Source organism: Paraburkholderia caffeinilytica, from assembly GCF_003368325.1.
GTDB lineage: Bacteria > Pseudomonadota > Gammaproteobacteria > Burkholderiales > Burkholderiaceae > Paraburkholderia > Paraburkholderia caffeinilytica.
In genome coordinates this window covers 1,516,096-1,542,274 of record NZ_CP031466.1, presented here as the reverse complement: position 1 = coordinate 1,542,274, position 26,179 = coordinate 1,516,096, and the positions used below count along the sequence as shown (strand labels likewise).

Genomic DNA, 26,179 nt, shown 5'->3' with positions numbered 1-26,179 from the left:
GATGCATGCAGCTGCACTGGTGACATTGAACATGCGCGAACTCGACAGCTTCAAGGTCATTCAGAATGTTGCCGACGACAGGCTCAAGCCGGCAGTCAGGCTTTGTAGTCGCAGCCATCCCGATCGAGAAGTCGTAACAATGCCGTCCATTCGCGGTCGAGATGCACCGTGTCGAGGTATGCATAGTCGTCGTGCTGCTTCGCTGCGTGTTCGCAAACCTCCGGCGAAGGAATCACGACTTTCTGCCCAGCCGATAATGTCGCAACCTGAATTTCGCAGGCTTTATTCAGGTAATACATACGGGTGAACGCTTCGGCCACTGAACGTCCGGTCGTCAGCAATCCGTGGTTACGTAAGATCAGATAATCTTTATCGCCAATCGACTTCACGATGCGCTCACGCTCGTCGAGCTCGAGCGAAATGCCCTCGTATTCGTGATATGCGACGCGGTTGTAGAACTGCATGCTGATCTGATTCAGCGGCAGCAGCCCACACTCCATTGCGGCGACGGCCATGCCATAGGTCGTGTGCAGATGCACGACGCATTCACTGTCGTGACGCGCCTGATGCAACGCGCTATGAATCGTGAATCCAGCGGCGTTGACTTCGAACCTGTCGTCATCGACCGGATTGCCACGCACATCAATCTTGACCAACGATGACGCCGTGATTTCGTCGAAGAACCAGCCGTGTGGATTGATCAGGAACTGGTCGCTTGTGCCAGGCACGCGGGCCGAGATATGGGTGTAGATCAGGTCCGTGAGCTCGAATTTGGCTGCCAGCCGATACGCCGCGGCGAGCTGGACACGCGTATCCCACTCCGCTTGGGAAATGTTTCTGGGTTTGCGATTGACGTGCGGATCAGTAGTGGAAATCATGCTGAAATCTCTCCGTGTTTAAGATTGACGACGAGTCACGAGCAATTCATTAGCTGGGGCGTGACGCATCCAACTGTTGTTCGGGTTGGCGAGTTGGGGAAGCTCTACAGTTCGGCGACGAGAAGCGGCAATGCTTCAAACAGATCGCCCACCAGACCATAATCCGCGACGCTGAAAATCGGCGCTTCCGGGTCCTTGTTGATCGCGACAATCACCTTGCTGTCCTTCATGCCGGCCAGATGCTGGATCGCGCCCGAAATGCCGACTGCCACGTACAGTTGCGGCGCGACGATCTTGCCGGTCTGGCCAACTTGATAGTCGTTCGGCACGAAGCCCGCATCGACCGCTGCACGCGATGCGCCCAGCGCTGCGTTCAGCTTGTCCGCCAGCGGTTCGAGAACCTTGGTGTAGTTCTCGCCGTTGCCCAGACCGCGGCCACCCGAGACGATGATCTTCGCCGAGGTCAGCTCCGGACGGTCCAGCTTCGTCACTTCACGGCTCACGAACTGCGAGAGACCCGTGTCGGCTGCCGCGTCGATCTTTTCGACCGTTGCGCTGCCGCCAACGGCTGCGACTGCATCGAAGCCGGTCGTGCGCACCGTGATGACCTTGATCGGGTCAGCCGATTGAACCGTCGCGATGGCGTTACCCGCGTAGATCGGGCGCTCGAACGTATCGGCGCTGTCCACTGCGGTGATGTCGCTGATCTGCGCGACGTCGAGCTTCGCGGCGATACGCGGCGCGATGTTCTTGCCGTAGGCGGTCGCCGGCGCGAGGATGTGCGTGTAGTCCTTCGCGATGTTGAGCACCGTCGCTTCGACGTTTTCTGCGAGGCCGGCCGCGAGTTGCGGCGCATCGGCGAGCAGCACCTTCGAAACACCTGCAATCTTCGCTGCCGCGTCCGCTGCGGCTTGCGCGTTGTGACCTGCCACCAGCACGTGAATATCGCCACCGATCTTCTGCGCGGCGGCAATCGTGTTCAGCGTCGCGGCCCTGATCGACGCGTTGTCGTGTTCTGCTATTACCAGATTAACCAGATTCGTCATTTCGTCCGTCTCCGCGTTTTACTTAAAGCACCTTGGCTTCGGTCTTCAGCTTCTCGACCAGCGTCTTCACATCCGGCACCATCACACCGGCGGAGCGCTTCGGCGGCTCGGCGACTTTCAGCGTCTTCAGGCGCGGCGTCACATCAACGCCGAGGTCTTCCGGCTTGACGACTTCCAGCGGCTTCTTCTTCGCCTTCATGATGTTCGGCAGCGTCACGTAGCGCGGCTCGTTCAGGCGCAGATCGGTGGTGACCACAGCGGGCAGGCTCAGCGACAGCGTTTCCGCGCCGCCGTCCACTTCGCGCGACACCGTCGCCTTGCCGTCCGCGACAACAACCTTCGAGGCGAACGTGGCTTGCGGCAGGTTGGCCAGCGCAGCCAGCATCTGGCCGGTCTGGTTCGAATCGTCGTCGATGGCCTGCTTGCCGAGAATGATCAGCGAAGGCTGTTCCTTGTCGACGAGTGCCTTCAGCAGCTTGGCAACCGCCAGCGGCTGCAGGTCTTCGCCCGACTCGATCAGGATCGCGCGGTCCGCGCCGATCGCGAGCGCCGTGCGCAGCGTTTCCTGCGCTTGCGTCACACCGGCGGACACGGCGATCACTTCGGTCGCCACGCCCGCTTCCCGCAGACGAACAGCCTCTTCAACCGCGATTTCGTCGAACGGATTCATCGACATCTTCACGTTCGCGATGTCGACGCCCGTGCCGTCCGACTTGACCCGGACCTTCACGTTGTAATCGACCACTCTCTTGACTGGCACCAATACCTTCATCACCCATCCTTTGCCTTGCTGTTCATTCGATCCTTGTTTCGTTCACCCGGACAAGCCGCCCTTGCCTTCAGAGAACCCGATACAAACGCACCTCGCAAACCCACCTCGAAAACGCTTCAACCAGGACGGCGCGTCCGCCAAAAAAACCATCTAAAGACCAATTTTTTCTCCAAATTTCCATCCGAAGGCATAGTGGTTTACCGCTAGCGCCCAACAGTGCTCCGGCACACGTCACATCGCCACAAAACTTTATAAAACAATGCTTTACAAGAGCAAATCCGGGGAGAAAAATGACTGGAAACACGAGATTTAATTTGTTTGAGTTGACATCACTGTAAGACGTCACTCATCATATGTCAACGAGCAAAAAATAACGGATTCAATGCCCTTCCGAACACGCGGCGAAGGGTCGGTCCGGATGGCGCCACGTGCCCGCGCATACGCCTTCCGATGCTCGTCGAAGGGATTTTTCGCCTGGCGTTTTGCTCGGCGCATGTCATGGTTTTAAACAGGAGAGTCATGGTGGCCAGTCACGACAAGGCACGAGTGGGTGTGGACATTGGTGGGACGTTCACCGACGTCGCGCTTGAACTCGGTGGAGAACTCTTTTCCACCAAGGTCCTTACGGATTACACGGCGCCTGAGCGCGCCATCATCAAAGGCATCGGCATCGTCGCGGGCAAGGCCGGAATCGAGCTGAAGGACATCGGTGTCATCATCCACGGCACGACGCTCGCCACGAACGCGCTGATTGAGCGGCGCGGAGCGAAAACTGCCTTCGTTACGACTGAAGGCTTTCGCGACACCATCGAGATGCGAACCGAAAACCGGTTCGAACAGTACGATCTGAATATCAAGCTCCCCCCTCCCCTTATCGAACGCTGCGACCGGTTCACGCTGGGCGAACGCATCGACGCTCAAGGCGGTGTGCTGCTGGCGCCGACAGAGGCTCAGATCGCCTCTATCGTTCAACGCATCGAACAGGGCGGCTACGAGAGCGTCGCCGTGGGCTTCATTCACGCGTATGTGAACGGCGTGCATGAGCGGATGGTGCGCGACGCGATCGAGCAGCGTCTGCCGAATGTCTCGGTGTCCATCTCGAGCGAAGTGTCGCCCCAGATCCGCGAATTCGAGCGTTTCAACACGGTCTGCGCGAACGCCTATGTTCGCCCCATCATGAAGTCCTATCTGGATCGTCTGCTCGGAAAAGTTCGGGAAGCCGGAGCTGTATGTCCGATCTTCATCATCCATTCGGGCGGCGGTATCGTCTCGGTCGAAAGCGCATCCGAGTTTCCTGTGCGGCTGGTGGAGTCGGGGCCGGCCGGCGGCGCAATCTTCGCCGCGCACATCGCCGCGCGCTACGACCTGAATACCGTTCTTTCGTTCGACATGGGCGGCACCACTGCCAAGATTTGCCTGATCGACGATCTCACGCCGAAAACCGCCAACACCTTCGAGGTTGCGCGCACCTATCGGTTCAAGAAGGGCAGCGGCATGCCGATCTCCATTCCTGTGGTGGAAATGGTCGAAATCGGTGCGGGCGGCGGTTCGATCGCTTCCGTCGACGTGATGCGCCAGATTCGCGTGGGTCCGCACAGTGCCGCCTCGGAACCTGGTCCCGCGTGCTATCAGCGTGGCGGCATGCAGCCGACCGTGACCGACGCCGATCTGCTGCTCGGCCGTCTCGATCCCGCGAACTTCGCAGGCGGTTCGATCCCGCTCTCGATCGACGATGCAGCCGGCGCAATGGTCAGGCAGGTGGGCGGCGCGATCAATCTCAGCGCGGAGGAAACGGCCTACGGCGTCGCCGAAGTCGTCGACGAGAACATGAGTAATGCCGCGCGCGTGCATGCGGTCGAAAGCGGCAAGGACATCGGCGATTACACGATGATCACGTTCGGCGGCGCCGGTCCGCTTCATGCGGCACGTCTGTGCGAGAAAAGCGGCATCAGGAAATTTATCGTACCGCCGGGCGCCGGTGTCGGCTCCGCGATTGGTTTTCTGCGCGCGCCGTTCGGTTATGAAAGCGTGCGCAGCGCCAGCATGCGCTTTAACGAGTTCGATGCCGACGCACTCAACGAGATCGTCGATCAACTCAGCGAAGAGGCCGTGCATTTCGCGCGCCAGGGTTCGGGTGACGCGGAGCCGATCGTCGAAATCAAGACCTTCATGCGCTATGTCGGCCAGGGCTGGGAAATTCCTGTCGCTGTGCCGTATCGGCGCTTCACCGCGGAAGATCGCGTGACGTTCGCGGAAACGTTCACCAAGGCGTATACGCAGTTTTTTGGACGGCCGATCGATGGCCTCGACATCGAAATCGTCAGTTGGGCCGTGAAGGCAAGCTCGCCGTTGCCGCCCGTCGAGCGATTGCAACTCGTGACGTCGCGCGACGCCGTCGTTGCACCGAAAACCCGCAAGATTTTCGACGCGGCACTGCATCGTTTCGTGGACGCCGCGATCGTCGAGCGCGGTTCGCTGAAGATCGGCGAGAGCGTAACGGGGCCGGCCATCATCGTCGAGCCCGAAACGTCGACGCTCGTCACGTCGTCGTTCGACGCCATGGTGCAGCCGGACGGCTGCCTGCTCGTGGTCGCCAAAGAACTGAACGCCGCCCAGTAATCAGGAGAACAACCATGTCTCTCAGCAACCTCGACACCATCCACATGCAGGTCATGTGGAACCGCCTGATCTCCGTCGTCGAAGAACAGGCCATGGCCTTGATCCGCACGGCGTTCAGCACCAGTGTTCGCGAAGCGGGCGATCTGTCCGCCGGCATCTTCGACAAGCGCGGCCGCATGCTGGCGCAGGCGGTCACAGGCACGCCGGGTCACGTGAACACGATGGCCGAAGCCGTCGAACACTTCATGAACGCGATCGGCACGGACAATATGTATGAAGGCGATGTCTACCTGACCAACGATCCGTGGAAAGGCACCGGGCATCTGCACGACTTCACCGTCGTTTCCCCTTCGTTTCACAACGGCGAGCTGATCGGCTACTTCGCCAGCACGGCGCACGTGGTGGATATCGGTGGACGCGGCTTTGGTCCCGACTCGCGTGAGATCTACGAAGAGGGTCTATTCGTTCCGATCATGAAGCTGATCGAGCGAGGCCAGGTCAATCGCGATCTGATCAACATTCTGCGCAACAACGTGCGCGAAGCCGATAAGGTCGTAGGCGACCTCTACGCACTCGCCTCGTGCAACGAAACGGGCCACAAGCGCTTGCTCGAGATGCTGAAGGAATTCGAGCTGAAAGACGTCGAAGGTATCGGCGAATTCATCCTGGCGCGCAGCCGCGAAGCGACGCTCGAACGTATCGCCGCGCTACCGAAGCAAACCGAGACCAATCAGATGACGCTCGACGGCTATGACACGCCCGTCACGTTGAATGTCACGCTGACAATCGGCGACGATCATCTGATGGCGGACTTCGCGGGCACGTCGCCGTCCAGCCCGTACGGCATCAATGTGCCCTTGCTGTATGCAAAAGCGTACGCCTGCTACGGGTTGAAATGCATCATCGCACCCGAGGTGCCTAACAACGCGGCGTCGCTCGAACCGTTTCGCGTAGAGGCGCCCGAGGGCTGCATCCTGAACGCCCAGCGCCCGAGCCCGGTTGCGGTTCGCCATGTGCTGGGCCACTTCGTGCCCGACCTTGTGCTGGGCGCATTGCACAAGATTCTGCCGGGCCGCGTACCCGCCGAAGGCTCCGGTGCGTTGTGGAACCTGCATGTCAGCGCGCGTCCGGTGCACGAAGGTTCGGGCCTGAAAGGCAGTGAAATCCTGATGTTCAACAGCGGCGGCACGGGCGCACGTTCCGAACTCGATGGTCTGTCCGCCACCGCCTTCCCCAGCGGCGTTCACGCCATGTCGGTCGAGGCAACCGAGCAGGTCGGCCCGATCGTCGTCTGGCGCAAGGAAATGCGTTCGGGCTCCGGCGGCGCCGGCAAGTTGCGCGGCGGCCTCGGGCAGATCGTCGAAATCGGACCGCGTGCCGGCTACCAGTTCCGCTTCAACGCCATGTTCGATCGTATCGACCATCCAGCGCGCGGACAGTCCGGCGGCGAGTCCGGCGCCGCCGGCGAGGTTACCCTGTCCGACGGCACGAGGATGAAGGGCAAAGGTACGCAGATGGTCGCGGAACATCAGCGCGTCACACTCTCGCTGCCGGGCGGAGGTGGCGTCGGCTCTCCGGCGGAGCGCGACAGACAGGCGCTTTTGCGCGATATCCGCAACGAGTACATCTCAGAAGCGCAACTGCGTGACGACTATGGCGTTACGCTCGACGCCTTGAAGACATCGGCTGAACAGTAAGGAACCGATATGACCGACATCACCACGCCACCGTTCAGGAACATCCTGATCACGGGCGCCGCGGGCGCGCTCGGCGCCGTGCTGCGCGACTCGCTGCGACCCTACGCCGAAACGCTGACGCTCAGCGATCGTGAGCCGCTGGGCGAGGCACGCGAAAACGAAAAACTCGTGGTGTGCGATCTGGCCGACAGGGACGCCGTCTTCGAGATGATGAAAGGCGTCGATATGGTCGTGCACCTCGGCGGCGCACCGCGCGAGAACACTTTCCAGGTCATTCTGGATTCGAATATCGTCGGCAGCTACAACATCTATGAAGCCGCACGTCAGTTCAATGTGAAGCGAGTGATCTACGCGAGTTCCGTGCATGCGATCGGTTTCTACGAATGCACGCAGACCATCGACGCAAACGTGCCGCAACGGCCGGATAGCCTGTACGGCGTCAGCAAGACATTCGTGGAGAACCTGTCGCGCTACTACTTCGACAAGTTCGGACTCGAATCGGTGTGCCTGCGGATCGGCTCGTGCTTCCCGAAGCCCGTCGACCGGCGCATGCTGGCTACCTGGCTCTCTTACGACGACTTCTCGCACCTGTGCATACGCGCCGTGATGGCATCCAGCGTCGGCCATATGATCGTGTACGGCAATTCGAAAAACAGCGCGAACTTCTGGGACAACACGGAGGCGTCGTACCTCGGCTACGCACCGCAAGATTCCGCGGACGCGTACCGCGCCGAGGTCTACGCGAACACGCCGGTACCCGATCCGCGCCACCCCGCCGTGCGCTATCAGGGTGGCCAGTTCGCAGCAGACGGCCACTACGAAGATCCGAAAGCCAACTAGGTTTCGGTCCAGAACGTCTTTTCGGAAAGCATCCAGATGGCACAGCAAGCATCAAAGACCCACTACGACGTGGTGATCGTGGGCGGCGCGGTGGTCGGCAGCGCCACCGCCTATTTTCTGGCGAAGAACCCTGACTTCAACGGCTCGGTCCTCGTCGTGGAGCGTGACTGGACCTACGCACAGTCGGCGACGGCTCTGTCGAGCGCGTCGATCCGGCATCAGTTCTCCAATCCGCTGAACATCAGGATCTCGCAATTCGGCACTGAATTCATTCGCCATTTCCATGAACTCGTCGAAGTCGACGGCGATGCGCCGGAACTCGGCTTCAAGGAAAACGGCTACCTGTACCTCGGCGACGCGACCGGGGCGCCGATGTTCGAACGCAACTACGCGACGCAGAAAGAGAACGGTGCTGACGTCGCGCTGCTCGACGAGGCGAAGCTGAAGGCGCGCTTTCCCTGGCTCAACACCGATGGACTCGTCAACGGTGTGTACGGCCAGACCGGCGAAGGCTGGTTCGACAGCTATGGATTGCTGCAAGGCATGCGACGCAAGGCGCGCGCGCTCGGCGTCGAATACATCGAGAACGAAGTCGTCGACATTCGCCGCGAAGGCTCGAAGATCACCGGCGTCGTGCTCAGGAGCGGCGAGACCATCGGCTGCGGCACGATGGTCAACGCCGCGGGCACACGCGGACCGGCAATGGCCCGCCTCGCCGGCCTCGATATTCCCGTCGAACCGCGCAAACGCTGCCTGTTCGTATTCGATTGCCGTACGCCGCTCGAAGGCACGGTTCCGCTCACGATCGACACAACAGGCATCTTCTTCAGGCCCGAAGGAAAATACTATCTGACCGGCTGCTATCCCGATCCGGATCCGCTCGCGGACGTGAACGACTTCGACGTGATCCATTCGGAGTTCGATGAGGTGATATGGCCGGCCCTCGCCGAACGGATTCCCGCATTCGAAGCCATCAAGGTCGTCAATTCGTGGGCGGGACACTACGACTTCTGCATGCTCGACCATAACGCGGTCGTCGGGCCTCACACCGAGGTTAGGAACTTCCTGTTTGCAAACGGCTTTAGCGGCCATGGCCTGCAGCAGTCGCCTGCCGTGGGTCGCGGGTTGAGTGAACTCATCACTTACGGCGAATACCGCGCACTCGATCTCGCGCCGCTAGGTTATCAACGTGTCGTTGAAAACAGGCCGTTCCTCGAAGAAGGCGTGATCTGACGCCGCCCTTTACCCGTTAATTCGACACATCCATGAACTCTCATTCCTATCGTGCAGCACTGGTGACTGGCGCATCGAGTGGTATTGGCCGGGCGCTGGCAAGCCGGCTCGTTAAAGAAGGCCTGCATGTGTACGCCTTGGGCCGTGACGCGGGCGCGCTCGACAGCCTGGCGCAGGAAGGCAATGTCACGCCGATCGCGACCGATCTGCGCGACACATCCGGGCTGCGCGAACTCTTCGAGCGCGTCGAGATCGACGTCGTGGTCAACAATGCCGGACTCCTGCCGGCGCTCGGCCGATTCGACGAATGTGCGACCGACGATATCGATGCGATGATCGACATCAACCTTCGTGCACCACTGCGTCTCGCCCACATGGCCCTCAACGGCATGATGAAACGAAAACGCGGGCATCTCTTCTTCATCGGATCGAGTGCGGGCCGTTTCCCGCATCCGAACACCGCGGTATACGGCGCCACCAAGGCTGCAATCAGCATGTTCTGCGATTCGCTGCGTTGCGACCTGCTGGGCAGCAAGGTCCGCGTGACCGAGATCGCCCCGGGGCGGGTGCAGACGAACCTGTATCGCACCGCGCTCGGCGAGCAAGGCGCGAACGAGAAACTCTACGACGCCTATCGCTCGATACAACCTGAGGACATCGCGGAACTGGTCGCGACAGCGATCAGGCTTCCGGACTCCGTCGACCTGTCGCGCATGGAAGTCTTTCCCACCGATCAGGCGCCCGGCGGCTCGCAAATCGTCTCGGTCAAGTAACTTCTCACTGGAATAACCCGAACCATGAAGAATCAAAGAGCGGTAATCGTCGGCGGCGCGTCCGGTCTCGGTCTGTCAGTCGCAAGGCTCATGCTGGCGGACGGCGCGGAAAGCATCGCGCTGATCGACAAGAATGGGCCTCTGCTCGAAGAGACCGTCAGTCAACTGAAGAAAGAAGGCCACAACGTCTTCGGAGCGGAAGGCGACATTACGCGTAAAGAGTCCGCACACGAGGTTTTCCAGCGGACCGTTGTCGCGCTCGGCCGTGTCGACTGCCTGATAAACAGCGCCGCGATTTATCCGCGCCGGCCCATTCTTGAAATTTCGGACGACGACTGGGACCTGGAGAACGCGGTCAATATCAAGGGCACCTATCACATGATGGTCGCGGCGATCGAGCACATGCGCAACCGCCCCAAAATCGAGACTCACGTGGCAGGCCGCATCGTCAACATCACATCGGTCGACGCTTTCAAGGCACACCCGCAGAACGCTCACTACGCGGCGACAAAAGCCGCCGTTGTGAGCCTGACCAAGTCATTCGCGGCCGAAGTCGCAAAGGATGGCATTCTCGTCAACTCGGTCGCGCCCGCCGGCTTTGCAACAGAGAAGGCGAAGAAAGCGGGTTTCCTCGGCGAGCTTGCAGCCGCAAATCCATTGGGACGTGCAGCCGAACCTGAAGAAATCGCGCAGTGGGTCGTCATGATGGCAAGCGCTCGCAACACGTACGCAACGGGCGAGAATGTCATCGTGAGCGGCGGCTATATCTACGCTTGAGTGACATCGGGACATCACCCCATGCTGTCGGTGGGGTGAGCCGCGACCATAAGGTGACTGTGGTAAAGTCATAATATGTCATACGGCGCAGGTCAGACACTTTCTACCCGCGCCGGCGCGGTATGTCTGCATCCGTGAATTGCAGAGCTCTCCTGACCCGGTGTGGAGCATGAGGAATGACTCTGGACGCTGAAACTTTACTGAAGAATGCAGCCAGTTCTGGAAAACGCCGCAGCCTGACCGAGCTGGTCATTCAGGCTCTGAGCGACAAGATTGAACGCGGCGAATACGCCCCGGGCGCAAAACTTCCCACCGAACCCGAACTCTGCAACGAATTTGGCGTAAGCCGCACCGTGGTTCGTGAAGCAGTCGCATCGCTCAAGCTGGGGCGCCGGCTGATCGCGCGCCACGGCGTGGGCGTTTTCGTTGCGGATGGCAAAGGGCCGTCGTCGGAGCCCGGTTATCTCGACACCGCCACGCTGAACAATTCAATGTACGTGCTCGAATTGCGCACTGGCGTTGAAACGGAATGTGCGGCCTACGCCGCCCAACGCCGATCCGAAGCGCACCTGCGAGCCTTGAAGGAAGTCTATGCGCGCATGGAAATCGTTGCCATCGACGACGATGCAGAATGCGCACGGGCCGACTTCGAGTTTCATCTGGCCGTTGCCACGTGTTCGGAGAATCCGCACTTTGCGTCGATCCTGCGCACGCTGGGTCAGGAAATCATCATCGACCTGCGTCTGAAACACGGCAAAGCCAATCCAAAGGAACGCAAAACGTATATCAGGCGCATCCAGCGGGAGCACGGCGATATTCTCGACGCGATCGAACACAAGGATGAGACCGCGGCGCGCCGGGCCATGCGGCGCCATCTTAACGAGAGTCTCGAGCGCTACCATCACCTGTCGAGCACGCGTTCTGAATGACGTTCAGGTCCTCGTGTCGATTCGAGGACCTGCAGCGCTCACTCCCGTTTCTGCCGATCTCCAGGCATCGGCTTGCCTGTCCGGTCGACGCCACTGAAGGCGCTGACCGATCGCCGTGAAATCTTCTACAAACCTGACCGTGTATCCATCTGCCGGACCGGTTCAGTGTGTACAGCGCCCGGCTTGCGCGGATGCCCGTCAGTTGGCGAGGGGTTCGACCTTGTCACCCGTGGCGATAGCCTGCGGAACCCACTTCCCGCCGATGACCTTGTAGAACGTTGCAGTCGGGTCCTTCATGTCGCCATTCGGCATGAACGCGATGTTTCCGGAGATGCCGGTGAACGAGACGGATTTTACGAATGGGCCATACACCTTCGGGTCGGTCGAATTGGCTTTCTGCATGGCATTGATCAGCACCCAGGTGGCGTCATAGGCGGATGGCGCATAAGCAACCACGCCTTCGTTGTATTTCGCCTTCATCTTCTCGTCGAACTCCCGGCCCGTCTTCATCTTCGACAGCGGAATCCCGTAGTCCCAGGACACCGCGCCTTCGGCGGCATCGCCGGCGACCTTGAGGAACGTGTCGTTTTCGAAGCTGCCGCCACCCAGCATGACCGCCTTGATGCCGAGCTGTCGCATCTGCTTCATCAGCAGACCAGCCTGCTGGTCGAGACCACCCCAGAAAACGACGTCAGGCGTAAACGACTTGATGCGCGTGAGCTGTGACTTGAAATCGACTGCCTTGTCTTGCGTGTACTCACGATCGATGACCTTGCCGCCTGCCGCCTGCACGCCCTTGACGAACTCGTCGGCCATACCCTGCCCGAATGCCGTGCGGTCGTCGATGACCGCAATGCTTTTGCCCTTCAGTGCCTGGACGGCGGAGTGTCCCGCAAGTTGTCCCATCTGCGCGTCGGAGTTGACGACGCGGAACACGTTGTCGAACCCCTGCGACGTCAGCGTGGGATTGGTGGCGGTCGGCGAAACCATTGGAATATTCGCGGTGTTGTAGATGCGCGAGGCCGGGATGCTGGTGCCCGAATTGAAATGGCCAACTATGCCCGCCACCTTCGCGTCGGCCATCTTCTGCGCAACCTGCGAACCCATGCGCGGATCACCCTGATCGTCTTCGGCGTCCAGGATGAAATGAACCGGTTGTCCACCGATGACGAGTTTCTTCGCGTTTGCATCGTCGAGGGCAAGCTCCACGCCGCGCTTCAGATCCACGCCGTAATGAGCCGACGCGCCCGTCAGGGGGGCGGCGAAGCCGACCGTTACGTCGCCCGCGTAGGCGGCAGGAGTGGACAGAGATGCGCCAGCAGCCAGTGACGCAGCCAACGTAAAGCGTGTGATTGAAAGCGGGGTCTTCATTTGATACCTCAGCGGTTTTCGAATTGATCAATCGACCCAAGCGCGGTGCTGTTGCGATCGGGCGTCGGCCTTTTTGGCGTACGAATGGGCGGACTCGCGCGTCATGCGAGTCGTCTTCACCTGTGCACCTTTCGTCAAGGTATTAGGTGAGACGTCATATGTCAACGAGGAAAAAATTAGCCGGAATCCAGGGTTTTCGAGAGGTGGGAAACGGATTTTTCGGCTGAAAGGCCCGCCGCATGGGCCTCAGGCGGCAACAGCAATCAACGGGCATCCGCGATGCTTATCTGCGGAGGAAATCGAATTTCGGAGGTGAGTCCAGCGCCAGATGGATGATTGAACAAGAAGTCGCACGACAACGCGCTGGCCAACGGCCCTCATTGGACATATCCAAAGGTCATCGCGCCAAGACAAAAACGGGAAATACGCAGCCCTGACCTGCCGAGTGTGCTGTGTTCCATGGCGAACCCCTTGACATGAATCCCTTGATCAACGACGAGCGGACAGCACCCGGCGACGCGGCATCCCGCACGCGTCGCCGGGTGTGCCCGCTTTAGCCTGCGCCTGTCTGCGAGACGAGACCTTGCAGAACGGTTTCCAGTTCCACCTCGCCCTTGACGATGCCGTCGTCATCCCCTTCGAAGGCGATGAAACCGTCATTGAAGCCGTCGAGCATGCGAATGCGCGGCAACGGGTTCTTCATGCCCTGGGACCGGAACAGCGCGTCCCATGTTTCGCGCGCCACCACCTCCGCACGAACCGGACGACCGAGCACTTGCGCAAATGCCTCGGCCAGATCGTTCGGGCTCACACGTCGTGGCCCCTCCGCTTCGACGACACGCACGCCGTGCCAGGTTTGTTGAAGCAGTTGTGCGGCAACGCGACCCACGTCCGCGGTGGCAATCATCGGCACAGCCTTGTCGAGCGGTTGCAGAAAGCTGGGGATGATCCCTGTGTCCCGGGCAGGTGCCACGTCCCACGCGGCGTTTTCCATAAACCAGCCGGGACGCAGGAAAGTCACGGGCATCGGCAAATCGCAACACGCCTGCTCCATCAGCGTACGTTGCGTCAGCAGATTGATTTCGGTGGCTTGCGCGCCGATCGTCGACAGGCACACAACCTTGCCGGGTGCCGCCGCCTGAAGTGCCCCATGCACGGCCTCGATGACTGCGCGTGCCTCGGGAAAGCCCGGCGACGGATCGAAATCGGACGGCGGCAGAATGAAGACGCCTTGCGTGCCCTCGAAAGCGGCGGCGAGAGACGCCAAGTCGCCCATGTCGGCCCTCACTACTTCGCACCCGCGTTCAACCCACGAACGTGCCCGAGTGGCATCGCGCACAACCGCGCGTACCGGCTGACCCGCTGCGAGCAACGTGCGCGCCACCGCACCGCCGACTTTTCCTGTAATCCCTGTGATTGCATACATTGCAGTTTCTCCTTGCATAAAAAGATGTTTCCCGGTCACGGGTCACCGGTCGGTGCTCAGGCGTGTTGCAAGCCGTGATACAGCCCCTGCTCGAACCGTCCATACAGGCTGGAAGTCCGCATCGACAGATCGCGGCGGGTGAGTTGAACGGCCATCCCCTACTCGTTGGAAATTGGAATGAACAATGATTGCACTGAGCTTGAAATGCACTGTCGGGATGCATTGTGGGCAAACGCGACACCAAACTAAATGACATGAATAACACTTGTGAAGTGACTCATAGTTATCAATGGGTCATAGTGGTGTTTTTGACGTATTGCGCGGGGAGCGCTCATGAGATCGTCCAGCGAGAATCTCTCTAGCGGTATCGGCGTATTTGCGGCCGTCGTCGATGCGGGGACGTTCGCAGCCGCCTCCGAAGTGTTGGGTATGTCGCCGCCGGGGGTTAGCCGCGCAATCGCCCGGCTCGAAAAACGGCTGAAAATACGGCTCTTCAATCGCACGACCCGCTCCGTCTCCCTTACTGAAGATGGCCGACGGTTCTACGAGCAGGTCATGCCGCACTTAAGGGGCATGGAGGAAGCGGCCGCAGCCGCGACAGGAGGCGCCGCGACCGTGCGCGGCAAGCTGCGAATCAATCTTGACCCGGTTTTTTCGCGAATCATTCTGGGCCCGAAGCTCGACGAATTCATGGATGTGCATCCTGAACTCGAGCTCGAGTTCATTGCGCGAGATCAGCTCGGCGACCTCATCATGGACGGCTTCGATCTGGCCTTGCGATTTGGCGAACCACGCTCGTCCAGTCTGATTGCGCGGAAGCTCCTTGACACCGCAGTTGTCACAGTCGCATCCCCTTCGTACCTCGCTCGCCGGGGACGGCCCGCGGAGCCTCAAGATCTGGGGCGCGGGGTGCACCGGTGCCTCGAATTCCGCAACCCGGATACCGGAAAGCCGTATCCGTGGGAGTTTCATCGCAAGCGCAAAAAGCTGGTTGTCGAAACGAATGGACGGCTTACGGTGAACGATCCGAGCGCACTCCTCAATGCGTGTCTGGCCGGCTCCGGCGTCGCGCAGATGCTTCTGCTCGGAGCGGAGCCGCTCATTCGCGAGGGACGGCTCGTCAACCTGTTCCCGGACTGGCCGGATGAACGCTTCCCGCTCTATGCGTACCATCCATCGCGACACCACACGCCGGCCAAGACAAGGGTCTTTCTCGACTTTATCGTCGCGTTGACGAGTACATGAAGAGATCGAACAACGATTTAGCCAGAACCTCCTTTTTCATATCCTGTTCAGTCAACAACTTGCCCCAATCCGCCGCCCGCGTCCGCTGGCTGCTTCGAACGACTACACTCAGATCCGGTCTTTCGAGGGGGCTTCTCTCAAGCAAACCCCACCCCTCGATCTTTCAGCCTGCCGCTCCCTCGGGCGGCAGGCTCTTTTTCCTGCAATCTCCGCGGTATTTGTTGGGTGGAATAGCCAAAAGCATGGTTGCATCCGCCACGCCGCAGAAGGCTTCTGACTCGAGGGAATGGTCCGTCGAGCCAATTGGGCACGCCATACGGAACGACGATTTCTGTCTTCGTCTTTATAGGTAAGGCCTCCCCTCTTCTTCGCATCTTTCTTCAGGGCGCCGCGATGTCATCGCAACACCCTTCGGATCTGCCCGATGAGGCCAAGCGAACCCCGCTGCAGTTGTGCGAGACTTCTATTGAATAGAAAGCCTGATTTATACAAGCGAGGTGCAGATGGATGAAAAAGTGACCTATGTGTACGAGTACACAGGTGGCTTTGGTACTTACCGTACTACGGGTACACGGGCAGCACATCAGCTTCCTCTCGTCGGCGACAACGTAACAATGAAGGTCGACGAACTGGGATTCGATGGCATTCTGAAAGTGAAATCACGGCTTTTCGATTACGACAAAACCGGTGCACTGACTGTCATCCTGAGTTTGTCGCACACGGTCGCGTAGGATTGCTCGACGACAGACCTGTTCCAGCACGCTTCACCTTGATGAAAGAGTCACTCATGGAAGAGATTCAACAGATGCGGATGCAACTTCTCGCGTACCAGACGCTAATTGCGGCGCTGCTCGCGAGGACATCTCCCACGATCGCCGAACTCGAGCGTATGCGGCGGGTGATCCGGCGCAGCGCCGCATTCCATCCACTGGACGAACAGAGTCGCGCTGCAGCGGGCGAGTACGCCGCAACGATTGAAGACGTATTTCTGTCCGCGTCGCTCGCCATTCAGGATCTCGGAGAACCGCAGATTGCGTCTGATTGAACGGCGTTTGCGGACATGGCCGGGCAGCGAGTCCGCCAGGCCCGCTGTGGTTGAAAGATATCCGCTCCGGCTCGAAAATCGCGCGCCGCATTCGAGGACACCATGCAGCTACCGAGCGTTGATAATTTTGTCAAAGACCGGCAATACGGCATCACCTACAACATTTGCGCCTATCGCGAACTGTCCCACGAAGAGATGATGCGCGCCGTGCAGGTTTTTATTCAACAGCAAGGCGGCCGTCAACCGCGGCAAGGCGCGGTCGTCAAAATCTTTTCAGTGATCGGACTCAATGATGGGTAGCCGCGCGATATCCTCGGCCGACAGGGTTAGCTGTCGCCAGTCCAGCCGAAGCCTCGCGCCACGCGTCTAATTCAGGATCGAAAGCAGGTCGGCAATGCTCATGTCGGGCAATTGCTTGACCACCATGTCCCAAAAGATCACATCGTGCATCGCACTTGCGTCTTCGGCCGTCTTCCATTGTCGCGCGCCGACGATAGTGTTGGCAGTTTCGTTGGCGGCATCAACGATTGTCTTAATGTCTTGTTTGTGCATGAACGGGTTATCGGCTGCGCGTCCGGCTTATTTAGGCTTTCGCGCAATCGTTTGCTTGATATTTGACCGACCTAGGCACAATCCTGTCTGATTCGGGCTCCTGCAGCCGGCCTCGTAAGGCGAGCGCACCGCGCGTGGCGTGCCCATATGATACGGGGTGTCACCTTTCAAAAGTGATTCACCCACGCCTGCCCCGACTATCCCGGCTCGATCGGATACGCATAAGCAGAAACGCGCAAGCGTTGCCTAACGGCAAACCGAAATCCTGATGAAGTCGCTTGCCGACAGCCGATGCGATTCTATCAATATCGGCTTGACATATCGCCTAATGGCGGTTATTGGAAAGATTCTGTCCGAGGACACCCCGCTGTCTTTTACGTCGCATGACGAATCGCAACGAGTCCCAATTCTCCTCGCGTCTGTGGCAGACTGCGCACGGGTCTCAAATGGGGATGACGAATGCGCAGTCGGTCTAAATCAAATTTTTTTACGTCATGACAAATTTTTTTCATGATTTTGGTGCCGGTTGCCGTAGTCGCGGACAGACGGTCGATTCCTCATTCTGTTATCACATACGGCCGGATTCGTCATTACGGTGAGACGGATTCTTACCACACATTACCTGACACATGCGTGCTGCATTAGTATTGACACCTCAAATGTGATTTCTTATCGTTTCTGGTATAAGCGTTTTTAGAAAATTCTCTATACTTCCCGTCTCAGTTTTTCCGGGATACCATCTCGGCGCATTCGAATTTGTCGTTTGAAAAGTGGGCACCAGGCTGGGTGTTTCCTTACCCGCTCAATGTCACCAACTGCCAATTTCCTGGCTAATTCGGCCATATAATAATGATGCCAATATCAATTGCATAACATACGTCAACAAAAAAATCACATGGTCTTGAGAGAGGCTTTGCCGGCCACAACATTCCGGGGATAAACCAATGCAGCTGGTACATACTGCGCCGCCCAACTCGCGGCACAGTGCCATGTCGACGCAAGCGAGCGCAATGACTCGCGTCGACATAGCGCTGTTCAATGGCTTTGCGCTGCCTAAGGTCGCAGCGCTCATCGAGATATTCCATAAGGCTAACGCACTTGCCGCGTCGCAACGATCGGGACGCGCACGCTACGACGTCTCGCTGCTTTCCGCTTCGGGAGGCCGCATCGCGAGTTCTTCGTCAGTGTTCGTCTGGACGGAAAGCGTCGATACACACAAAAGCACGAACGACACGCACCTGTTGTTCGTCGCAGGCGGCGCGGGCGCGCAGCAGGCACGCTGCGATGAGCGTCTGCGCAGTTGGCTGCGCCACCGGCATCCGCTCAGCAAAATCGTTCACCCAATCGCGGAAGGCCGGCTGCTTCTGGAAGCGGCTGAGCTTCCCAGCCGCTACTGCCCGCTCCCCCACAACGACGCTGAAGCATGCGAGAGCAGTCCGGCGTGCTCACGGGACGACGCGCCGGCGGCCGTACGTACGGCATTGCACATCGTTGAAGAAGACCTCGGACCTGAACTGGCGCGTCAGGTTGCCGAATCCGTTGCGCCGCTGCACAAGACCCCCTTCAGCGCGCCTGTCGCCCGCAGTGAGGCGCCGCAGGTTAGCGAAAAGATCCTGGCGTCGGCCCGCTGGCTGGAGGCAAACGTCGATCGTCCTATCTCGATCGACGACGCGGCGCGTCTCGCGGCCATGAGCGAGCGCAACTTCCTGCGGCGCTTTAAAAACGAGATCGGCATGACGCCCTCCGACTTCCTGCTTCGCGCACGTCTGAATCTGAGTTGCCGGATGCTCGTCGAATCCCGGTTGCCCATCGACAAGATCGCGCGGCACTGCGGGATTGGCAGCGGCGGTCAGTTGGCCAAGCTGTTCAGAAAACATCTGGAGACCACCCCCACCGACTATCGGCTGAGCAAAAAAGTCTCGCCCGAAAGTCTCGTCTGAGCGTTCAGTTCGACTCGTCCCCTCCCCCTACACGTCACCATAAGCCATGCGCCTGCAGCAGCTGTGGGACGGTGGGGGGCTGCCTGTGGGGGGCTGCCTGTGGCAGGCCGCTGCGGACGCTTGTCCGCCAGATTGCGTCTGAAATAGTCACTAATTTGCTTTGAATTTTTGGCTTGCATTTTTTTGACTTGACTTCCAATAGCAAGCTCCAATCAATGCAATAGTCAATCTAAATTGGCGACTCCTTTTATGCGTCGTGGGCATTGCGCATTGAAGAATTATCCAGCCGACTCCGCTATGGCAACCGACATGATGCATTGCGTATAAGCCATCAGCCCCCGCACAGACGACAATACCCTTAAATATCCTCATTTCGCCACGATTTGCCCACATTTGAATCAGGCGAAAGCTGTGCTGTAGACACGGGATATCCCCATTGCGCCGCCACTCCGCGCCGATAACGCGCGTAAGGTATTCATTTCCCCGATGTATAGCAAATAGGAATTTTTTTGGCGCTTGACGGTGGCAAAGCGCTGCATTTGCCGCATAAAAATTACCGTCCTGGATGTTCTTGATCAATTCCGCCAAGAGCATGGTTGAATCGGACGCCTCAGTCTGATAGGCACACCCTCGCGAATATGATGCGCTGCAGAAAACTCAATTTCGCTAATTGTGCCGGGGGCCAGCGGTATGGAATGTGCGACTGATATAACAAGGAAGACAACTCATCTCATGATGGGTGGGAGCGTTGGATCGACACGCCGCCACAGACAGGTGGTGATTCTCCTGTTCGAGGGCTTTTCACTCATTCACATGGGACGCCTGGCGGAGACATTCAGTCTTGCTAACCGTTTGCGTCATCCGGACAACGCGCTCGACAACTATTACGACCTGCGCCTGGTGTCCGCCAGCGGCGGAGCCGTACGTTCGTCCTCAGGTGTGCCGATCTGGACTGACGCGGTCGACGCGCACCAGGCCAAAGACGTCCACGCGCTGTTTGCGCTCGGCGCCGCGAGCGTGCCTGCCGAAAGCGATGAGCGGCTGCTCTCGTGGCTGCGCCACAGCTATCCGCATGCGCAGGTGATACAGGGGATCGGCGGAGCGCATGGCGTTCTCGAATTGGCCGGGATCGAGCCCAAGGATGGTGTAGCGACGGAGATGGCGGGCGCCGCCATGACGACAGGCGCGCCGCCGGCACCCCGAACGGCCGGCATCGACGCCGACGCAAGCGTCGCGTTAACCAGCGCGTTGTCCGTGGTCAAACGCGATTGCGGCTACGAGACCGCCAGCCAGGTTGCGCACGACCTGCTGCCCGTCACGTCGAAGCAGTTCACCCACTCGATATTCAATTCTCGTGAAGCGCGCGCAAGTGACCTGATTCGCACGTCAGCGCATCAGTTGCGGGTCAGCAGCGAGAGCCGCGTATCGATTGCGGATGCCGCTCAGGCTGTGGCGATGAGCGAACGCAATTTCCTGCGCCGTTTCAAGCAGGAGATCGGCGTGACGCCGACGGAGTTCGTGCTGCGAGTGCGCCTTGAAAAAGCCTGCCACATGCTGGTCGATACCGACCTGCCCGCCGACAAGATCGCACGCCGTACGGGCCTGGGTAGCGGCGACCGGCTTGCCAAGCTGTTCCGCCAGCATCTGTCGATGTCGCCAACGGAGTACCGGACGACTGAGCGCAACCGGTTGGCCGATAACGGATCGCCCGAACCAGACCTCGTCAAGCGGGTACGCCGGCCCATTTCGTAACGGGACGAGAGATAGCTGGATCGTTCACGCCCATGCGCTCGATATATCACCTCTTTGCCCGGCTTCTGCCGGCATGGCTGATCTTGCAGTTCGCCGGCTTGCTGCTTCTGCTTTCGATTCACCGCCAGGACGCCACGCTCGTGTCGTGGATTGCATGGTGGACATGTCTTGGCGTCGTGCTGCTCGCGTCATGGCGACTGGCTGCTTACGCCACGCATTCCTCTCTGCGTATGTTCGGGCTGCACGCGCGCAATGTCGTCGTCGTGGGCAATGGCGAATACTTCAAGCAAGTCATTGCAAAAGTCGCCGCCAGCCATCATCAGAATTTTCGTGTCGCGGATGTCGTCGAGCTGCACACCGCAGAGGGTCGGCCTGGCACCGGCATGGGCGAGCACGGCAAGACCGAACTCGCTCGTGTCGCACGGCTGGCGGAGTCCGGTGGCATTCACGAAGTATGGCTCGCCTTGCCGTTGTCCGCGCATGCTGTGGCAGCACATTGCATCGAAGCGCTCAGGAGCACACTGGTGGAAATACGGCTCATGCCGGATCTCATGCCACTCGGGCAATACGCCGGCGTGGCGTCGCTCGATGCGCTCGACATCCCTTCCCTCAGTCTCTCTCCATCTTCCATTTCCGGCGAAGCGATGACCGGCAAGGATATCTTCGACCGGGCTTTCGCACTCGCCGTGCTGATCGGGTTTGCACCGTTATTCATGGTGATTGCCATCGCCGTCAAGCTCTCTTCGCCAGGGCCGGTTTTTCTCCGGCAACGCCGCAAGGGCCTGAAAGGACGCCCGTTTTCGGTGTACAAGTTTCGTTCGATGCGGGTTCACTCGGAAGAGCGCGGTGTCGTGCGTGAGACAACACGCAACGACAGTCGGATCACGCTGGTGGGGCGCTTCCTCCGCCACACGAATCTCGACGAGATTCCGCAGTTCATCAATGTCCTGCGCGGCGAAATGTCGATCGTCGGTCCTCGCCTCTCTGCACTCGAGCACGACGACCTGTATGAGCCCTTGATCTCGGACTATCTCGATCGCTATCGCATCAAACCGGGCATTTGCCGGCTGGGCGCGGATCAACGGCTATAGAGGTGAAACGGATGCGCTGGAAAAGATGGTGGGCCCGCGTCGAGCACCACACATGACAACCTCATGAGCGAACGTCACCTACACATCGCACAGATTCTCTACTTCAGAGTTCAGTGAGGCGATCGAGCGAAGCGGTTTGCGCGAATTGACCTCAAGCTCTCGTGGTCTCGTCGATCTGTCTATCGAGGTCATGTTGCGCTCGCACTTTGCGGTCGGCAATGATCGACATCAGCACACGCGCGTAAAGCGATTCCTTATCCTGGATCGCCTCGTACTCAGTCATGAGGTCAACGATTTCGTTCACAATGTCCTACGTTCGACAAATTCGCTGAGTTCCGCGGCTTGAGATTGTGTGTACCAGTCCGCACTAGCTACCTATCCAACTCACTATCAGGGCCAATGCGATCACAATACATACCCAGTCGGAACTGTTCATGGACCACCGGGCAAATCGTCTCAGCACGGCTCAACCGAATAAATTAGAAACCTGCTTGCCCTCCGGGGGAGGCTAAAAGTCAGAGGGCGTTACGTGTGGAATCCCCCGAGACGGCTGGCGACAATCATAGATCGATAGATATTTGTTGCGGGGCGAGTGGCGGACAAGACCATGAAATTGACTGAGTACGGCAATGAAGCGGGCCGCCGCGGATCCTCGGCCATATCCCACTCGCGTACCCCGAAGATGAATTCGGGGGTTTCGCAAGCGGCATTGATGATTGTCCGAGTGTCCTGCCTCTGCATAGACGCGTTAACTGCGACACAGAGGGCTCATCTACCCCTATGCGCAATCGTTTGCTAAAACTATGGCCGCGATCGACACATTCCGGTCTGAAGCAAAAGACCGCCCGCTGCTTGCGACGATCGAGCCGACGCAGCGCCTCTCTTGATAGATACAACTCGCGTCGCAACGGCTTCATGAGAGCCGTACTTCGACAGCCCCAAAGGCTTGCTGCGGGAAAAGCTGGCAGCGATGCGCCGGCAGCAATGGCTCAATGATTTTTATATCATTCAGCATATAAGTAATTTCAAAAGAGACTCTATGCACTCCGTCTCACTTTTTTCAAAACAATGCCTTACCAATATTTCCTGGTCTTCTCGCGTCGTACCATGAATCATGCGGCATAGTTGCGCATCGAGACCGTGCGCCTCCTGGTCGCTCAGTGTCTCAAACTGCCAATGTATTGGTTAGATCGGCCACGTAATAATGGCGCATTAGTCACTGCGATAGCATGCGTCAAAAGAATAAAGACAGAGTCATGAGACGAGACTTTGCAGGCCAAACATTCCGGGGGCAAAAATGGAACTGATGCATGCTCTGCCGCATTGCGCGCGGCGAAGTGCGGTGGTGACGCAAGCGAACGACACCACGCGCGTCGACATAGCGCTGTTCAATGGATTCGCACTGCCGAAAGTCGCAGCGATCATCGAGATCTTCCAGAAGGCAAACGCACTCGCCGCCGCACAGCGAGCGGACCGCACACGCTACGATGTTTCACTGCTTTCAGCTTCCGGCGGTCGTATCGCGAGTTCGTCGTCGGTGTTCGTCTGGACGGACAGTGTCGATTCGCACCGCGGCACCAATGACACACACCTACTCTTCATCGCAGGTGGTGCGGACGCGCAACATGCGTGCCGCGACGAACGCCTTGGCAGCTGGCTGCGCCGCAGGCACCCGTTCAGCGAGATCGTTCATCCGATCGCGGAAGGACGGCTGCTTCTGGAAGCGGCAGGGCTTCCGAGCCGCTATTGCGCGCTTCTGTACGAAGACGATGATGCGCATGGTCTCTATCAGGCAAACCCGCTGACTGAAGCGCCAGACGCTGTGCACACAGCCTTGCGCGTGGTCGAAGAGGATTTAGGATTGGAACTGGCGCGGCTGGTTGCCGAATCCGTCGCACCGGAACACAGGACGCCCATCAACCCGTCGACGACCCACAACGCGACGTCGCAAGTCAGCAAAAAGATCCTGGCCTCGGCGCGTTGGCTGGATGCAAATGTTGATCGCCCTATTTCTATCGACGCGGCCGCCCAGGTTGCGGCAATGAGCGAGCGCAACTTCCTGCGACGCTTCAAGAGCGAGATCGGCATGACGCCGTCCGACTATCTGCTTAGGGCACGTCTGAACATGAGTTGCCGGATGCTCCTCGAGTCGCGTTTGCCTGTCGACAAGATCGCCCGCCGCTGCGGTATCGGCAGCGGCGGCCAATTGGCCAAGCTATTCAGAAAGTATCTGGCGACGACACCGACCGACTACAGGGTACGCAACGCGGTATCTCCGAGTGGTTCGACCTGAGCGTTCAGCGAGTGCAATCTTATCCACCACGTGGACGTGTCGCGCGAAGCCTTCGGTGCTCGATCTTGGGCGGCGCGCTCCATCGCGGGATTCATTGCTACTGCGCTCGATTCACGCACGTTGCACGTGACGCACGATATTGTCTCTGTAAAGGTGGTGCGTATTCACCTTTTCATTCATGACGTCTGCGTGGGATCATTGAGTGTTAGGCAGGCACGGGGATACCTATTGCTGTTCTGGCCGCGCCCGGCTTCTAGCGACATTTCGATCGACAACGAAGTCTATGCAGACACCGTAAATTCTGGCTGCCGCGGGAGAGCGATAGTCCTGGCGCTCACAACCTAAGAGAGCCCGTCTCAGGGCAGCAGCTTTGAAGGTTATCCCTTCAATTCGTGTCACGCTCTCCGCCAATCCTTCGGCGCGGCCGGCCAGTTCTATGCGCGCTAGCCAGTCAATCCGGTCGCCGTGGGATCGAAGCCAGAGGTGCGTAGATTCGACTACCTGATCGACTGTTAACCATCTGTGCGCCACGTGACGCATAAGTAGTTGCGAAACTACAAGATAAGTCAGGAGTTCGGCTTGCGCGCCGGTATCGGGATATGGTGACGAATGCATAGGCAATCAGAATAGATAGTTAGTTATCCCATGCGGCTCCAAGCTGGAAACTTTGCGTGTGATTGTGGCCAGATCGCTACCCGCAAAGCGTGCGGATCATGATAGATCGCAAGCGATTGAACGTGAGGCGCACGGCGAAACAGGCCACGCTGTTGGCCGAATCCGACAATAGACGGCAACAGGGTTTTCCATTGACAATACCCGGCACTGATTTTGTCCTGTTCCATCAGCGTCAAGCCGCATCTGCGTAACCGCGGCCATGCGCGATTCCGACGAAACCTTTACCGCCACCGCCACTTATGCTGCGCCACATTTATCCCACCCGATACTTGAGGCTGGCCGAATCGAGGGGCCATCCCGGTCCTATGATCCCCCTCGATTCTTTTCGCCCGCCGGTCCTCGTACGGCGGGCTTCTTTTTTACGAGCTGCGTCTCAAGCCGCCGTTGCCATTTCATTCACCGCAGATGATCCCTCTGCAGTCGGTCGACGGCAAAGTTATTCCTTGGGTGGGTCTTGACCTGGCGTACCCAGGATTTCGGATTCTGCGCCATCAGGTTTTCAGTCCTGCCCGCCTCGAAGCGGAACCAGCAACTTCGCAAGGTTCATCCAAACGAATTTCCAAGTATTCCCACTGGTGTAGTCCACAGCGGCAAGAACCGGCACCACGTACATTATTTCCCGTCGCGCTGTATCGGATGTCCTGATGAACGCGCTCCCAACATGGTATGGACCAAACAGGCGCGGTGGACCTCCACTACCGCTGGTGACTGATAGTCGAGATTGACGGAATCGAAAAGTGCGCCTGCCAGATCTTCGGCGTCAAATCGCATCTTCGACACTCGTATCAAATGTATCGCGATGTCTTGCGCGCAACTGGTCAACGCCACACGCTGCAGCAAGTCGACGCTGCCGTTCACGTGCATCCAGAGATGCGTGGATTCGACCACGTGCTGAACCGTAAGCCACCTTCCAGTAAGACAACGCCTGATCAACTGCGACACAACGAGATAAGTTAGAAGGTCGGTGCGCGCGTGGGTGTTTGGGTAGTTTGACCAGGACATTATCAATCTGGAGCGCCGGCGGAGTTGTAGATGCGGAACCCAATGGGTTGTTCTCGTTTTTCCGGAAAGAGCGTGCCGGATAGGTACTCAACAGGCGAGGCAATTGCCATGGAGGTCTTCAAGCGATCGTTGAACCCATGCAGATCAACCGCAGTCCAATTCGCCCACCCCGCCGACACGGCTGATCCGCTTCAGCACGATCTATCCGTTCCGATAGCCGTTA

General features: G+C 58.8%; 23 protein-coding genes. 15 read left to right on the top strand and 8 right to left on the bottom strand.

The features are described 5' to 3' along the window. Positions 1 to 95 precede the first annotated feature (95 nt). The 3 genes from DSC91_RS06900 to DSC91_RS06890 all read right to left on the bottom strand — a co-directional run bounded on the left by DSC91_RS06900 (position 96) and on the right by DSC91_RS06890 (position 2,696). A complete protein-coding gene (locus tag DSC91_RS06900; RefSeq protein ID WP_115777440.1) occupies positions 96 to 878 on the bottom strand; it encodes a class II aldolase/adducin family protein in 783 nt (260 codons plus the stop codon). A 104-nt stretch (positions 879 to 982) separates the two neighbouring features. Beyond that, positions 983 to 1,915: an electron transfer flavoprotein subunit alpha/FixB family protein gene (locus DSC91_RS06895; RefSeq protein WP_115779728.1), complete on the bottom strand. Its 933-nt coding sequence runs from the start codon at positions 1,913 to 1,915 to the stop codon at positions 983 to 985. 31 nt (positions 1,916 to 1,946) lie between these two features. Then, positions 1,947 to 2,696 (bottom strand): electron transfer flavoprotein subunit beta/FixA family protein, encoded by a 750-nt coding sequence (locus DSC91_RS06890; protein WP_115777439.1) that lies wholly within the window; start codon positions 2,694 to 2,696, stop codon positions 1,947 to 1,949. Positions 2,697 to 3,215: 519 nt separating this feature from the next. Here DSC91_RS06890 and DSC91_RS06885 point away from each other — a divergent pair. The 7 genes from DSC91_RS06885 to DSC91_RS06855 all read left to right on the top strand — a co-directional run bounded on the left by DSC91_RS06885 (position 3,216) and on the right by DSC91_RS06855 (position 11,564). Next, positions 3,216 to 5,315 carry a hydantoinase/oxoprolinase family protein gene (locus tag DSC91_RS06885; protein ID WP_115777438.1) on the top strand — a complete coding sequence of 700 codons (2,100 nt, stop codon included), beginning with the start codon at positions 3,216 to 3,218 and terminating at the stop codon, positions 5,313 to 5,315. Between the two features lie 14 nt (positions 5,316 to 5,329). After that, positions 5,330 to 7,012: a hydantoinase B/oxoprolinase family protein gene (locus DSC91_RS06880; RefSeq protein WP_115777437.1), complete on the top strand. Its 1,683-nt coding sequence runs from the start codon at positions 5,330 to 5,332 to the stop codon at positions 7,010 to 7,012. A 9-nt stretch (positions 7,013 to 7,021) separates the two neighbouring features. Next, positions 7,022 to 7,852 (top strand): NAD-dependent epimerase/dehydratase family protein, encoded by an 831-nt coding sequence (locus DSC91_RS06875; RefSeq protein WP_115777436.1) that lies wholly within the window; start codon positions 7,022 to 7,024, stop codon positions 7,850 to 7,852. 36 nt (positions 7,853 to 7,888) lie between these two features. Further along, on the top strand, positions 7,889 to 9,085 hold the full coding sequence (locus DSC91_RS06870) for an NAD(P)/FAD-dependent oxidoreductase (protein WP_115777435.1): 1,197 nt from the start codon (positions 7,889 to 7,891) through the stop codon (positions 9,083 to 9,085). A gap of 32 nt (positions 9,086 to 9,117) precedes the next feature. Next, positions 9,118 to 9,858, top strand: coding sequence for an SDR family oxidoreductase (locus tag DSC91_RS06865; protein WP_115777434.1), 741 nt, complete (start codon positions 9,118 to 9,120; stop codon positions 9,856 to 9,858). 24 nt (positions 9,859 to 9,882) lie between these two features. Next, positions 9,883 to 10,635 carry an SDR family NAD(P)-dependent oxidoreductase gene (locus DSC91_RS06860; protein WP_115777433.1) on the top strand — a complete coding sequence of 251 codons (753 nt, stop codon included), beginning with the start codon at positions 9,883 to 9,885 and terminating at the stop codon, positions 10,633 to 10,635. A gap of 176 nt (positions 10,636 to 10,811) precedes the next feature. Continuing rightward, positions 10,812 to 11,564: a FadR/GntR family transcriptional regulator gene (locus tag DSC91_RS06855; RefSeq protein WP_115777432.1), complete on the top strand. Its 753-nt coding sequence runs from the start codon at positions 10,812 to 10,814 to the stop codon at positions 11,562 to 11,564. Between the two features lie 198 nt (positions 11,565 to 11,762). Here DSC91_RS06855 and DSC91_RS06850 read toward each other — a convergent pair whose 3' ends face one another. Continuing rightward, positions 11,763 to 12,935: a branched-chain amino acid ABC transporter substrate-binding protein gene (locus DSC91_RS06850; RefSeq protein WP_115777431.1), complete on the bottom strand. Its 1,173-nt coding sequence runs from the start codon at positions 12,933 to 12,935 to the stop codon at positions 11,763 to 11,765. Between the two features lie 553 nt (positions 12,936 to 13,488). Then, positions 13,489 to 14,361 (bottom strand): NmrA family NAD(P)-binding protein, encoded by an 873-nt coding sequence (locus DSC91_RS06845; RefSeq protein WP_115777430.1) that lies wholly within the window; start codon positions 14,359 to 14,361, stop codon positions 13,489 to 13,491. 333 nt (positions 14,362 to 14,694) lie between these two features. Here DSC91_RS06845 and DSC91_RS06840 point away from each other — a divergent pair, with 333 nt between their 5' ends. The 4 genes from DSC91_RS06840 to DSC91_RS06825 all read left to right on the top strand — a co-directional run bounded on the left by DSC91_RS06840 (position 14,695) and on the right by DSC91_RS06825 (position 16,951). Next, on the top strand, positions 14,695 to 15,606 hold the full coding sequence (locus DSC91_RS06840; protein ID WP_115777429.1) for a LysR family transcriptional regulator: 912 nt from the start codon (positions 14,695 to 14,697) through the stop codon (positions 15,604 to 15,606). A 503-nt stretch (positions 15,607 to 16,109) separates the two neighbouring features. Continuing rightward, positions 16,110 to 16,337, top strand: a complete 228-nt coding sequence (locus DSC91_RS06835) for a hypothetical protein (protein ID WP_115777428.1) — start codon at positions 16,110 to 16,112, stop codon at positions 16,335 to 16,337. Between the two features lie 56 nt (positions 16,338 to 16,393). Further along, positions 16,394 to 16,651, top strand: coding sequence for a hypothetical protein (locus tag DSC91_RS06830; protein ID WP_115777427.1), 258 nt, complete (start codon positions 16,394 to 16,396; stop codon positions 16,649 to 16,651). Between the two features lie 102 nt (positions 16,652 to 16,753). After that, the gene (locus tag DSC91_RS06825) at positions 16,754 to 16,951 is read left to right on the top strand and encodes a hypothetical protein (protein WP_115777426.1); all 198 of its coding nucleotides are present in this window, start codon (positions 16,754 to 16,756) and stop codon (positions 16,949 to 16,951) included. A gap of 66 nt (positions 16,952 to 17,017) precedes the next feature. Here the strand turns inward: DSC91_RS06825 and DSC91_RS06820 are convergent, their stop codons facing one another. Continuing rightward, positions 17,018 to 17,203 (bottom strand): hypothetical protein, encoded by a 186-nt coding sequence (locus DSC91_RS06820; RefSeq protein ID WP_115777425.1) that lies wholly within the window; start codon positions 17,201 to 17,203, stop codon positions 17,018 to 17,020. A gap of 944 nt (positions 17,204 to 18,147) precedes the next feature. On the opposite strand from DSC91_RS06820, the gene DSC91_RS06815 reads away from it, so the two are divergent. From DSC91_RS06815 to DSC91_RS06805, 3 genes are all read left to right on the top strand, one after another. Continuing rightward, a complete protein-coding gene (locus DSC91_RS06815) occupies positions 18,148 to 19,143 on the top strand; it encodes a GlxA family transcriptional regulator (RefSeq protein ID WP_115777424.1) in 996 nt (331 codons plus the stop codon). A gap of 807 nt (positions 19,144 to 19,950) precedes the next feature. Further along, on the top strand, positions 19,951 to 20,895 hold the full coding sequence (locus DSC91_RS06810; protein ID WP_229758243.1) for a GlxA family transcriptional regulator: 945 nt from the start codon (positions 19,951 to 19,953) through the stop codon (positions 20,893 to 20,895). A gap of 32 nt (positions 20,896 to 20,927) precedes the next feature. Continuing rightward, positions 20,928 to 21,986, top strand: a complete 1,059-nt coding sequence (locus tag DSC91_RS06805; protein ID WP_115777422.1) for an exopolysaccharide biosynthesis polyprenyl glycosylphosphotransferase — start codon at positions 20,928 to 20,930, stop codon at positions 21,984 to 21,986. Positions 21,987 to 22,137: 151 nt separating this feature from the next. Here the strand turns inward: DSC91_RS06805 and DSC91_RS38495 are convergent, their stop codons facing one another. Beyond that, positions 22,138 to 22,269: a hypothetical protein gene (locus DSC91_RS38495; protein ID WP_279636309.1), complete on the bottom strand. Its 132-nt coding sequence runs from the start codon at positions 22,267 to 22,269 to the stop codon at positions 22,138 to 22,140. Between the two features lie 1,014 nt (positions 22,270 to 23,283). On the opposite strand from DSC91_RS38495, the gene DSC91_RS06795 reads away from it, so the two are divergent. After that, positions 23,284 to 24,279, top strand: a complete 996-nt coding sequence (locus DSC91_RS06795) for a GlxA family transcriptional regulator (RefSeq protein ID WP_115777420.1) — start codon at positions 23,284 to 23,286, stop codon at positions 24,277 to 24,279. 1,287 nt (positions 24,280 to 25,566) lie between these two features. On the opposite strand, the gene DSC91_RS06790 is transcribed toward DSC91_RS06795, so the two are convergent. Continuing rightward, complete coding sequence (locus tag DSC91_RS06790) at positions 25,567 to 25,842, bottom strand: hypothetical protein (RefSeq protein WP_244218025.1); 276 nt, start codon at positions 25,840 to 25,842, stop codon at positions 25,567 to 25,569. Positions 25,843 to 26,179 lie beyond the last annotated feature (337 nt).

Bases quoted from the DNA above. Each gene is read 5' to 3' on its own strand.
- DSC91_RS06900 (WP_115777440.1), bottom strand. From the start codon at position 878: ATGATTTCCACTACTGATCCGCACGTCAATCGCAAACCCAGAAACATT.
- DSC91_RS06890 (WP_115777439.1), bottom strand. From the start codon at position 2,696: ATGAAGGTATTGGTGCCAGTCAAGAGAGTGGTCGATTACAACGTGAAG.
- DSC91_RS06885 (WP_115777438.1), top strand. From the start codon at position 3,216: ATGGTGGCCAGTCACGACAAGGCACGAGTGGGTGTGGACATTGGTGGG.
- DSC91_RS06880 (WP_115777437.1), top strand. From the start codon at position 5,330: ATGTCTCTCAGCAACCTCGACACCATCCACATGCAGGTCATGTGGAAC.
- DSC91_RS06875 (WP_115777436.1), top strand. From the start codon at position 7,022: ATGACCGACATCACCACGCCACCGTTCAGGAACATCCTGATCACGGGC.
- DSC91_RS06870 (WP_115777435.1), top strand. From the start codon at position 7,889: ATGGCACAGCAAGCATCAAAGACCCACTACGACGTGGTGATCGTGGGC.
- DSC91_RS06865 (WP_115777434.1), top strand. From the start codon at position 9,118: ATGAACTCTCATTCCTATCGTGCAGCACTGGTGACTGGCGCATCGAGT.
- DSC91_RS06860 (WP_115777433.1), top strand. From the start codon at position 9,883: ATGAAGAATCAAAGAGCGGTAATCGTCGGCGGCGCGTCCGGTCTCGGT.
- DSC91_RS06855 (WP_115777432.1), top strand. From the start codon at position 10,812: ATGACTCTGGACGCTGAAACTTTACTGAAGAATGCAGCCAGTTCTGGA.
- DSC91_RS06850 (WP_115777431.1), bottom strand. From the start codon at position 12,935: ATGAAGACCCCGCTTTCAATCACACGCTTTACGTTGGCTGCGTCACTG.
- DSC91_RS06845 (WP_115777430.1), bottom strand. From the start codon at position 14,361: ATGTATGCAATCACAGGGATTACAGGAAAAGTCGGCGGTGCGGTGGCG.
- DSC91_RS06840 (WP_115777429.1), top strand. From the start codon at position 14,695: ATGAGATCGTCCAGCGAGAATCTCTCTAGCGGTATCGGCGTATTTGCG.
- DSC91_RS06835 (WP_115777428.1), top strand. From the start codon at position 16,110: ATGGATGAAAAAGTGACCTATGTGTACGAGTACACAGGTGGCTTTGGT.
- DSC91_RS06830 (WP_115777427.1), top strand. From the start codon at position 16,394: ATGGAAGAGATTCAACAGATGCGGATGCAACTTCTCGCGTACCAGACG.
- DSC91_RS06825 (WP_115777426.1), top strand. From the start codon at position 16,754: ATGCAGCTACCGAGCGTTGATAATTTTGTCAAAGACCGGCAATACGGC.
- DSC91_RS06820 (WP_115777425.1), bottom strand. From the start codon at position 17,203: ATGCACAAACAAGACATTAAGACAATCGTTGATGCCGCCAACGAAACT.
- DSC91_RS06815 (WP_115777424.1), top strand. From the start codon at position 18,148: ATGCAGCTGGTACATACTGCGCCGCCCAACTCGCGGCACAGTGCCATG.
- DSC91_RS06805 (WP_115777422.1), top strand. From the start codon at position 20,928: ATGCGCTCGATATATCACCTCTTTGCCCGGCTTCTGCCGGCATGGCTG.
- DSC91_RS38495 (WP_279636309.1), bottom strand. From the start codon at position 22,269: ATGACTGAGTACGAGGCGATCCAGGATAAGGAATCGCTTTACGCGCGT.
- DSC91_RS06795 (WP_115777420.1), top strand. From the start codon at position 23,284: ATGGAACTGATGCATGCTCTGCCGCATTGCGCGCGGCGAAGTGCGGTG.